Below are 9,877 nucleotides of genomic sequence, written 5' to 3'. Positions count from 1 at the left end.
TACCCATTAGAACCAATTTGAAGCCCAAATTACTGCGAGGTGAGATCAAGCAAGATGGATAAGGCTCAATGCTAGACAGGGATGTGAGGCGTAGTCATTTCACAGCATGGATAGCGTCCATCAAAGATTTTTCAGTTTTTTATACTAAAAAAAACCGATCTGGTGTAATTTAGTCTTAGTTTTTGTAATTTTCTAAGGGTTCTATAATGCAAAATGTCGGGATGTCATCAAAACTCGATAATGTATGCTACGATATTCGTGGTCCGGTATTGAAACATGCTAAGCGCATGGAAGAAGAAGGCCATAAAATTCTAAAGCTCAATATCGGTAACCCCGCGCCCTTCGGCTTTGATGCGCCTGACGAAATACTGGTCGATGTCATTCGAAATTTGCCTACCTCTCAAGGTTACTGCGATTCTAAAGGCATCTACTCTGCTCGAAAAGCCGTCGTGCAACATTACCAGCGTAAAGGCCTGCGCGCTTTGGACGTGGAAGACGTATTTATTGGCAACGGCGTGTCAGAGCTCATTGTCATGGCAATGCAGGCATTACTCAATGATGGCGATGAAATGCTTGTCCCAGCACCAGATTATCCGCTTTGGACGGCCTCGGTGTCTCTTTCTGGCGGCAAAGCTGTTCACTACCTGTGCGACGAACAAGCAGACTGGTATCCTGATCTTGACGATATAAAGAGCAAAATCACCGCAAAAACTCGTGGTATTGTTCTCATCAACCCTAACAACCCGACTGGTGCTGTCTACAGCCGAGACTTTTTATTGGAAGTCATTGAAGTCGCTAGGCAACATAAGCTCATTATTTTTGCTGACGAAATTTACGACAAAATTCTTTATGACGGTGCCACCCACACGTCCGTAGCAACCTTGGCTGACGACGTCTTAGTTACCACCTTTAATGGCTTATCTAAAGCCTATCGCGTTTGTGGATTCCGCAGTGGTTGGATGTTTTTAACTGGCCCGAAGCACTTAGCGAAAAAGTACATTGATGGATTGGAAATGCTCGCATCCATGCGTTTATGTGCAAATGTTCCTATGCAGCATGCGATCCAAACAGCGTTAGGCGGTTATCAAAGTATTAATGAACTGATTCTTCCTGGCGGCCGACTACTCGAGCAAAGAGATAGGGCTTGGCAGCTGATCAATGAGATTCCTGGTGTTTCATGCGTGAAACCAAAGGGGGCCTTGTACCTTTTCCCTAAAATCGACACCAAAATGTACAACATCAAAGACGATCAGAAGCTCGTACTCGATTTCCTAATTCAGGAAAAAGTCCTACTGGTGCAAGGAACCGGATTTAACTGGCCAAAACCGGATCATTTCCGCATTGTGACCTTGCCGCATGTTGAAGATTTAGAAGCGGCGATCGGCCGCTTTGGTCAGTTCTTATCTACCTATAGCCAGTAGTATTTCTTATCATTCTTTCATATGCTTATTAGGGCGAGCTTAATTTTGACAGGCTTGCCCTTTTATATAATTGTTTATATAGGTGATTTCACGATTATGAAGAACAGTCATTTTTTTGCTCACCTTGCAAGAATGAAGCATATCCAGCGATGGCCACTCATGCGCTCTATCTCCAAAGAAAACGTGTCTGAGCACAGCCTTCAAGTCGCGTTCGTCGCTCATGCTTTAGCCGTTATTAAAAACAAAAAATTCGACGGGCAACTTAACCCAGAGCGCATCGCCATTTTAGGCATGTACCACGACACCAGCGAAGTACTCACTGGCGACTTGCCGACACCCGTTAAATACTACAATCCAGAAATCGCCAAAGAGTACAAAAAAATAGAATCCGCAGCGGAGCAAAAGTTGCTGTCGATGCTGCCGGAAGAGTTTCGCGACGACTTTGCGCCTTTTTTAATATCCCAATCCTCTCACGTAGAGGATACTGAGATTGTAAAACAAGCTGATACCATATGTGCTTACTTGAAATGTCTCGAAGAGCTCAGCGCTGGAAACCATGAATTTGCGCTGGCCAAAAAGCGCTTGGAAGTGACCTTGCAAGAAAGGCGATCGCCAGAGATGCAATATTTTCTCGACACCTTTGCTCCAAGCTTTAAATTGTCCCTAGATGAAATCAGTTGAGAATATTGAATTGCTTATGTAAATAACGCTTATCGATAAGGATGGATGGATGACAACGAACATGGATCGGTACTGGCAGCAACGAAATAACGAAGAAAACAAAATCCGCCGCAATGATCACCGCAATCCATATGAACGCGATAGAGCGAGAATTCTTCACTCCGCGGCATTTCGTCGCTTACAGTCAAAAACTCAAGTTCACTGCTCCAGTGTGAACGACTTTCACCGCACTCGCTTAACGCATTCATTGGAAGTCGCGCAGCTTGGCACAGGCATTGTAGCTCAGGTCAAATCTAAGCATCCAGAATTAGCACCGATATTGCCGTCGGATAGCTTGATTGATGCGATATGTTTAGCTCACGACATCGGTCATCCACCCTATGGGCATGGTGGAGAAGTCGCGCTCAATTTTATGATGCGAAAACATGGCGGCTTTGAAGGAAATGCACAAACTTTTCGCATAGTGACTCAGCTTGAACCCTACACTGAACACCACGGTATGAACCTCACTAGGCGCACTTTATTGGGTTTGCTTAAATACCCGGCATTAATTAGCCAAACCCATAAGAAACAGTCCCCTAACCCGCCTTCCGATCAAAGAACATTAAAGCCTCGTGATTGGTTCCCAGCCAAAGGTGTTTACGATTGCGACAGTGATTTGCTCGATTGGGTGTTATCGCCTTTTTCGTCTTCAGATCAGCAAAAATTTACAGCGCTAAGAGATAAACGCTGTCCAAGCAACGTACACAATAAAACTCGATTTAAATCTTTGGATTGCTCGATAATGGAACTGGCCGACGATATCGCCTATGGTGTTCACGATTTGGAAGATGCCATTGTGTTAGGCATGGTGACCTACTCTCAGTGGTATGAATCAGCAGAGCAGCAACTTAAAAACACTGGCGATGAATGGTTCAGCGAACATATCTCGTCTTTAGGTAAAAAACTATTTTCTGGCAAGCATTATCTACGTAAAGACGCGATAGGTGGCATTGTCAATGCGCTACTGACCAGCGTCACCATTCAGCCTGTCGACGAAACCTTCTCAGAGCCATTGCTCAGCCACAATGCGGTTTTAACCGAGGAAATGAACACGGCGTTAAATATCTTAAAGCAGTTTGTCAGTGAGTTTGTGATTCAAATTCCTGACGTTCAAATCGCCGAATACAAAGGCCAGCAGATTATCATGGATATTTTTGAAGCGCTTAATGCCGCGCCCGAGCGCCTCTTACCGCTAGCCGACAAGCAAAAATGGCAACAATCTGCTGGTAACACCGATGATGAACACCGCGTGATAGCCGATTACATTTCATCCATGACCGATGGACATGCTCAGCGCTTACACCAACAACTTTTCTCAGCCAGCCGATAAAGATAGCCTATTAAGAACTCATCATACGGATAATTATGCTCTATAAGACTAGAGCCATGTTTTCTTTTATAACCATATGATTGTTAACGACATCAGAGACACCACACGATAACTTAACTCAGAGAATAGGCATCGTTTAGTATAAAAACCTTAATGAATAAAAAACTCTCATGTGTAATGTCTATCTAAAATGATAAACTTACGCATATATTTGTGACAAATTGACGTTTTTCGAACATTTGTCCGCAGGATTTCAAGGAGAATCCATAATCTAAATCGTTTGCATTTGTATATGCAAGTTAATGATTATGTTACATGACGTTGATATTTTTGAATTAATGAAGTTGTAGTTGTTTTTCTTATGTTAATAAAACTTATCCCCCAACATCACAGACTTTTCCGACCCACAAACCGTCTAATGCGTTCATTAAGCACTTTCGTAACATATAAATTATAACCCGAGAAACGAAATCACATTTTATTAATACTTCACACGTTGAAGTAAATGCCCTTTTATCGTTTCCTGACTTTAGGAGTTTGAATGTCTGTTTGTCGCCACCCAATGCTTTTGCCGCTGCCTGCTCTTTTGCTGGCGGGTTGTGCAAGCATACCAACTACCTCTTCAGGTTCTGCCACCGCAGCTAAATCGAATGAGACCAATCAAATGCATCCAACACATCAAGTTGTAGATCACGCAGCCCAGGCACCTGTTACCACTCAAGCACAAGACTCTCGCAACACTGACCATAAATACATCACCAAATCGGAGCCAGAGAACCTCACGTCCGCAGAACAAATGGCTTATAAAATCAGCTTAATTAACAGCTACCAAACTTGGGCTGCAACACCTTATGAATATGGTGGTGATAGCTCCAAAGGTATCGACTGCTCTGCTTTTGTTCGCCAAGTGTACATTGGAGCATTGGGCGTGTATTTACCAAGAACCACGCTAGGGCAAGTCAAACTAGGCAAAGAAATACCAAAGGACGATTTGCAAATCGGCGACCTTGTTTTCTTCAAAACGGGCGTTCACGAACGTCATGTTGGAATTTATCTCGGCAATAACAAATTCATTAGCTCAACAAGCAGCCGTGGTGTTGCCATGAGCAGCTTAAAACACCCATATTGGGTGAAAGATTATTGGCAGGCTCGCCGCGTGGTGGCCAACGACGATGTCATTAAAGATCTGAAACAAGCTTTGCAAGTTCGTACCCAAAACATCAACGAAGAAGTTAACCGCACCGTCGTTGCCCGAATCGAGAAAGAACGTCGTGAGGAAGCGGCAAGAGCAGCCGAAATCAGAAAAGAGAAAGCACGTGAAGAGGCTGCGAGAAAAGCAGCAGAACAAGCAAAACTCCTTGCTGACAGACATGGTGAAGCCTTCCGAAAAGGTCACGTCCGTGCTTGCTTCTTGCGTTACAGCTGGCTTGAACACACCGTTAAATCAGGGGATAGCTTAGATAAGATTGCTCGCCATTTCTCTATCTCAGTCGATCAACTGAAAAAAGATAACCACCTGAAGAACAATGTCATTCGTATTGGTGAAGTACTAAAAGTGCGTCAGTCGAACTACCCTGCAGGATTTGACTACAAAGTGAAATCTGGCGATACATTGTCGGGTATTGCAAACAAATTCCACACTTCCGTTTCGGAGATTAAAGATCTCAATGACCTTGATTCAAGTGTCATTAAATATAACCAATCTCTTAAACTGCCTTGCTAACTGCGCTTATTCGAAACACAGGGACGTGTTTCAGCTGCGGTAGTTTTTCTCGAACACACCTTCCGGCATTTGCTTGATTTGATACTCAATCATACGTTGAAAAGTATTCAGTAGTGGTGTGAAATCTTTATCTGGCTCTAACATCGATAAAATACAATACCCCGCTTCCACCGTAGATACACTGTTTTGGGTTGGGGCTTTTCGAATTAAGTATTGTCCCCTAAGCTCTTCGGGTAAGTGTATACTCGGTAACGTCTGTAAGTTGGTGGACAGTTGCCATATCTTATAGGCTTTACGCCATGTACCATCTATGAGGAAAATGCACGTTTTTTGTTGACTGGGAGTAGTTAGACAATGAGAGACCAGCTGAGATTGCTCATTGGGGAACAAGACGCAATTCAACGTGTCTGACTCTAACAAAAGCTGATTCACTCGCTCATTGTTTGAAAAGTTTTCACCGACAATGATTTGGCAATTTGGCAGTGAAAGCTGCAAAATTCTGGCGGTACCAAGCGGTTTGTGTTGCTCACTTGGATGTTGCAGGATGATCAGCTCTGCATCCGATGCGAGCACTTGTATCCACTGACAAATACAGGCTTTTTGAGCTTTGCCACACGTTAAACAATATCGAGACATATCGTGATTTTATACCTTGTATTAGCTGTTATTAGTATCATCTGCCTGGCCCTTCAATTCGAGCCAATGAAAAGTGCTGTTATCTGGAACGTATACGATATCCATCAAGGCCAGTGGTGGCGGATCGTAACAGGAAACTTAACTCATACCAACCTTGCTCACCTTGCTATGGACTTGGCTGGATTATGGATCATTTGTTTTCTATTTCAGCCTAAAACAAAATCTTTTCTCCTGGTATTTTTCTATCTTTCAATCGTAGTTGGCATTAGCTTGCTCTTCACCAATATCACCAGCTATCTCGGGCTATCTGGCATACTGCATGGCTTATTCGCCTATTACGCTCTGCAAGAGGCACTAAGTGGCAGGCGTTCAAGCTGGCTATTGGTCATCGGTGTGGTGGGTAAAGTGGTTTGGGAGCATGTATTTGGTCCATCCTCAACCACCAGTGAATGGATAGACGCACCTATCGCTATTCAAGCACATTTAGCTGGGACTATCGGAGGCTTACTGTTGGCGTTAGCAAGCCGATATCGACATATCTCCAAATAGTCTTATAAAATATGCTCACAAAATATTTTCAGACTCATTTACAGTATTTCATACTGGTATTTGCTAACTCTATATCTGTAAATGATAATATTATTCATATCATAAAAACATGACAAATTAACACAAATATAGTTTCTCACACAATTATAAAATACGACATTCTGTATTTTACGAAAGAAAGTATAATAGATTTTCCCTATGACAACTATCGATAGAATCTATTTCCCATTACAGCCTAATATTGCTAATTTAATCGAACTCCCAACGTTAACTTATTAATAAAGGCTATATTATGATGAAGATGAAAAAACTTTCTGTATTGTCTGCGGCTCTAGTGGTCGGCTCCGCATTTTCGATGTCAGCTAACGCAATGCAAATGCCAGCCCCTGTCCCCGTCACCACACCCATCATCATGAAAGCCACATTGACTGTCCCACAAGAAGCAACGGCAACCAGCCCTAAAACACCGGCAACTGCAAGAGGTGTAGGCGCATTCTTGTTTAACCCAAAAACCAGACAGCTTTCTTTTACCATCGACTACGCAGGCCTAAGCAGCACGCCGTTTATGGCTCATTTCCATGAAGGCTATGCGACCACTGATGGACCAATTGCTCAAACCATTTTTGGTATGCCAGATAAGCCAGCAAAACCTATCGTGACTGAGAAACAAGAGCACAATTACGGCGTGTTAACAGGTGTATGGACTGTGCCTAAGAATGAAGTGAAAGAGCTTCTCGAAGGTGACATCTATATTAACCTTCACACCAAGCTGAATAAGGCTGGTGAGATCCGTGGTCAAGTCATGCCCTCTTAATGACAATTTTGTTCTAATTTAGTTAACCCTAGTTCTACTCTTCTATTTTTCCTGTATTATTTTCCGAGCCTTATGGCTCGGCTTTTTTTAATATATACAAGTCCAATAGATATCCATTGGCTATTATAAAAACAAGATCACATTTTTCATTTAAATAAAAAGCCCCAGAGATATAAATATCTTTGGAGCTTACTATTTTATATTTCGAACACTAATCAATTATAATCGTGTGCGTTCAGTAACTTATTTAACAACTTACACAATGGGTCTTTGGCCACGATTAGCAAGTTTCAGTAAAACGCCATCCGCCACATTTCCGGCCACACCAACAAGCTTATCAGCCAGCTTTTTCTTGCGCACGTAACGAACGGCAAGTACCGTTTTATCTTTGCAGGCTTCAACCACAATATCATCAGAAGTTTTAATATCATCGACTAAACCAAGCTCTTTAGCTTGAGTCCCATACCAATGCTCACCAGTAGACACTTTGTCTAACTCAAGCTCTGGACGGTGTTGGCGAATAAAGTCTTTGAATAAGCCATGAGTTTCTTCAAGCTCTTGCTTGAACTTTTCACGTGCCTTGTCGCTGTTCTCACCAAACATGGTGAGCGTACGCTTGTATTCGCCTGCTGTTAACTGCTCAAACTCGATATCATGCTTTTTCAAAAGCTTATTGAAGTTAGGTAGCTGCGCGATAACACCAATAGAGCCAACAATAGCAAATGGTGCAGACACAATTTTGTCGCCTATACACGCCATCATATAGCCGCCGCTCGCCGCCACTTTATCAACCGAGATAGTTAAAGGAAGGCTGGCATTTTTAAGTCTGTCTAACTGAGAAGAGGCCAAACCGTAGCCGTGAACCATTCCGCCACCGGACTCTAAACGTAGCAATACTTCATCACCTTCTCTCGCGACGGCAAGAATAGCGGTCACTTCTTCTCTAAGTGATGAGACTTCTTTAGCATCAATACTGCCATTAAAGTCGAGCACAAATAAGTGAGGTTCACGCTTAGTATCCAGCTCTCCCTCTTTCGCCGCCTTTTTCACTTCCTTCTCACGGGATTTATTTTTTTCTTTTTCGCTTTTTTTCTCGGCTTTATCACGAGCTTTGATGAAAGCGTCATCATGCAGATGGTGCTCTAACTGCTCTATGGTGTGTTTATGCTGCTCAGTGAGATTGGTCACTTCCAGCTCGCCTTTGGCCGCTGCACTTTTTCCGCCTAGTCCTTTAACGATAACTAAAATCGCAATTATCGCGATCACGACTGTCGCAATCTTGGCTAGAAATAGCCCATAATCCAACAAAAATTCCAATGTATTATCCCCAATTGAGTGAATTCGTGTATTGTATACCCAAGTGACCTCAAGATGCTTGTTTCGATAAGTGTTATTTGAGACCAAGGCATCATAGCCTTCCCGCGAACATGATGATTTCAGGCAGTCGTCCTGCTGAAAACCTGCTCGTGACTTGTAAACTTCCTAGAGTAGAGAGAACGGTAAGGCAGCGTAACTTGTCACTTCTATCGGTACTCTTCACCTCTAAAGACTCTTATTTTACTTATAAGGATGCTCACATTGAACTACTCAGTATCTGAAAATGCTCTGAAAGATAAAATTATTTTGATTACGGGTGCCGGAGCAGGCATCGGCAAGCAAGCCGCATTGAGCTACGCAGAACACGGGGCCACAGTTATTTTACTGGGTCGTACCGTAAAAAAACTTGAGCAGACTTACGACGAAATTGAAGCCGCAGGCTATCCTACCCCAGCCATCATCCCTTTGGACATGAACGGCGCAAGCAAACAAAACTATTTAGACATGGTCGATACTATCGAAAGCCAGTTCGGCCGACTTGATGGCATCTTGCACAACGCTGGAGTATTAGGTGTATTAAGCCCGTTCGAACAAATCTCAGAATCAACGTTCGACCAAGTGATGCAAGTGAATGTCAAATCCCAATTCTTAATGACTCAGGCGCTGATCCCGTTAATGCGTAAGTCAGACGATGCTCGCATTGTCTTCACCTCTTCCACAGTTGGACACATTGGGCGTGCGTTTTGGGGAACTTATTCCATTTCAAAATTTGCCACAGAAGGGATGATGCAAGTGCTCGCCGATGAGCTAAGTGACACCTCTATTCGTGTTAACGCTATCAACCCAGGCGGCACACGAACCAGCATGCGCGCGCAAGCGTTTCCTGCTGAAGATGCAGAGCAACTAAAAACGCCAAAAGATATCATCCCACTGTACCTATACCTGATGGCTCCAGAGGGCAAAGAAGTGCACGGCCAATGCATTGATGCGCAGCCGAAAAAATAGCGGATGGGTTGGGGATTAATTTAATATTACTGGCAGAGTAGCTTAATAGATGGCGGTGCATTATGCGTCTATTAAGCTGCCTAATCCCATTAAAACCCCTGCACGTTATTTTTCTCCAAAAACTGCTTGGCCTTCATTCTCAGCCTATCTCCTAATAGCCTAACTGTAGGAGTAATCGATTCTCGGTCGCCCTTAAACCTTCCTTATGGCTACGTTTGCCATTGGCTAGCAACCTTTCATTGTACAAAATATCCTGAAGCTTGTAACACAAGGTATTTGCTCTAATAGCTCGCTCGGCTCAGATAGTGTGCCATTTATACTCAAGTAATTGGGACTGGCGCACTACGCTCGTGGTCCTT

9 protein-coding genes are annotated in these 9,877 nt (G+C 43.3%); 7 read left to right on the top strand and 2 right to left on the bottom strand.

Annotated elements, in window-relative coordinates; all coding sequences use genetic code 11:
- Positions 1-206: 206 nt before the first annotated feature.
- From M9194_RS19575 to M9194_RS19560, 4 genes are all read left to right on the top strand, one after another.
- Positions 207-1,421, top strand: coding sequence for a pyridoxal phosphate-dependent aminotransferase (locus tag M9194_RS19575; RefSeq protein WP_250614386.1), 1,215 nt, complete (start codon positions 207-209; stop codon positions 1,419-1,421).
- A gap of 96 nt (positions 1,422-1,517) precedes the next feature.
- The gene (gene yfbR, locus M9194_RS19570) at positions 1,518-2,102 is read left to right on the top strand and encodes a 5'-deoxynucleotidase (protein ID WP_250614385.1); all 585 of its coding nucleotides are present in this window, start codon (positions 1,518-1,520) and stop codon (positions 2,100-2,102) included.
- 49 nt (positions 2,103-2,151) lie between these two features.
- Positions 2,152-3,474, top strand: a complete 1,323-nt coding sequence (locus tag M9194_RS19565; RefSeq protein WP_250614384.1) for an anti-phage deoxyguanosine triphosphatase — start codon at positions 2,152-2,154, stop codon at positions 3,472-3,474.
- 541 nt (positions 3,475-4,015) lie between these two features.
- The gene (locus tag M9194_RS19560; protein ID WP_250614383.1) at positions 4,016-5,197 is read left to right on the top strand and encodes a C40 family peptidase; all 1,182 of its coding nucleotides are present in this window, start codon (positions 4,016-4,018) and stop codon (positions 5,195-5,197) included.
- Between the two features lie 30 nt (positions 5,198-5,227).
- Here the strand turns inward: M9194_RS19560 and M9194_RS19555 are convergent, their stop codons facing one another.
- The gene (locus tag M9194_RS19555; protein ID WP_250614382.1) at positions 5,228-5,833 is read right to left on the bottom strand and encodes a tRNA-uridine aminocarboxypropyltransferase; all 606 of its coding nucleotides are present in this window, start codon (positions 5,831-5,833) and stop codon (positions 5,228-5,230) included.
- Positions 5,834-5,899: 66 nt separating this feature from the next.
- Here M9194_RS19555 and rrtA point away from each other — a divergent pair, with 66 nt between their 5' ends.
- Both rrtA and M9194_RS19545 read left to right on the top strand, forming a co-directional pair.
- Complete coding sequence (gene rrtA, locus M9194_RS19550; protein ID WP_250614381.1) at positions 5,900-6,382, top strand: rhombosortase; 483 nt, start codon at positions 5,900-5,902, stop codon at positions 6,380-6,382.
- Between the two features lie 292 nt (positions 6,383-6,674).
- Positions 6,675-7,196, top strand: coding sequence for a CHRD domain-containing protein (locus tag M9194_RS19545; protein WP_250614380.1), 522 nt, complete (start codon positions 6,675-6,677; stop codon positions 7,194-7,196).
- A 255-nt stretch (positions 7,197-7,451) separates the two neighbouring features.
- Here M9194_RS19545 and sohB read toward each other — a convergent pair whose 3' ends face one another.
- The gene (gene sohB, locus M9194_RS19540; RefSeq protein WP_250614379.1) at positions 7,452-8,513 is read right to left on the bottom strand and encodes a protease SohB; all 1,062 of its coding nucleotides are present in this window, start codon (positions 8,511-8,513) and stop codon (positions 7,452-7,454) included.
- Between the two features lie 261 nt (positions 8,514-8,774).
- Here sohB and M9194_RS19535 point away from each other — a divergent pair, with 261 nt between their 5' ends.
- A complete protein-coding gene (locus M9194_RS19535; protein ID WP_250614378.1) occupies positions 8,775-9,518 on the top strand; it encodes a YciK family oxidoreductase in 744 nt (247 codons plus the stop codon).
- Positions 9,519-9,877: the final 359 nt, after the last annotated feature.

The organism is Vibrio sinus (assembly GCF_023634645.1).
In the GTDB taxonomy this organism is placed as follows: Bacteria; Pseudomonadota; Gammaproteobacteria; order Enterobacterales; family Vibrionaceae; genus Vibrio; species Vibrio sinus.
This window is presented reverse-complemented; position numbering and strand designations above follow the sequence as displayed.

What these genes read in the sequence shown, in the direction of transcription:
- M9194_RS19575 (WP_250614386.1), top strand. Translation starts at nt 207, where the DNA reads ATGCAAAATGTCGGGATGTCATCAAAACTCGATAATGTATGCTACGAT.
- yfbR (WP_250614385.1), top strand. Translation starts at nt 1,518, where the DNA reads ATGAAGAACAGTCATTTTTTTGCTCACCTTGCAAGAATGAAGCATATC.
- M9194_RS19565 (WP_250614384.1), top strand. Translation starts at nt 2,152, where the DNA reads ATGACAACGAACATGGATCGGTACTGGCAGCAACGAAATAACGAAGAA.
- M9194_RS19560 (WP_250614383.1), top strand. Translation starts at nt 4,016, where the DNA reads ATGTCTGTTTGTCGCCACCCAATGCTTTTGCCGCTGCCTGCTCTTTTG.
- M9194_RS19555 (WP_250614382.1), bottom strand. Translation starts at nt 5,833, where the DNA reads ATGTCTCGATATTGTTTAACGTGTGGCAAAGCTCAAAAAGCCTGTATT.
- rrtA (WP_250614381.1), top strand. Translation starts at nt 5,900, where the DNA reads ATGAAAAGTGCTGTTATCTGGAACGTATACGATATCCATCAAGGCCAG.
- M9194_RS19545 (WP_250614380.1), top strand. Translation starts at nt 6,675, where the DNA reads ATGATGAAGATGAAAAAACTTTCTGTATTGTCTGCGGCTCTAGTGGTC.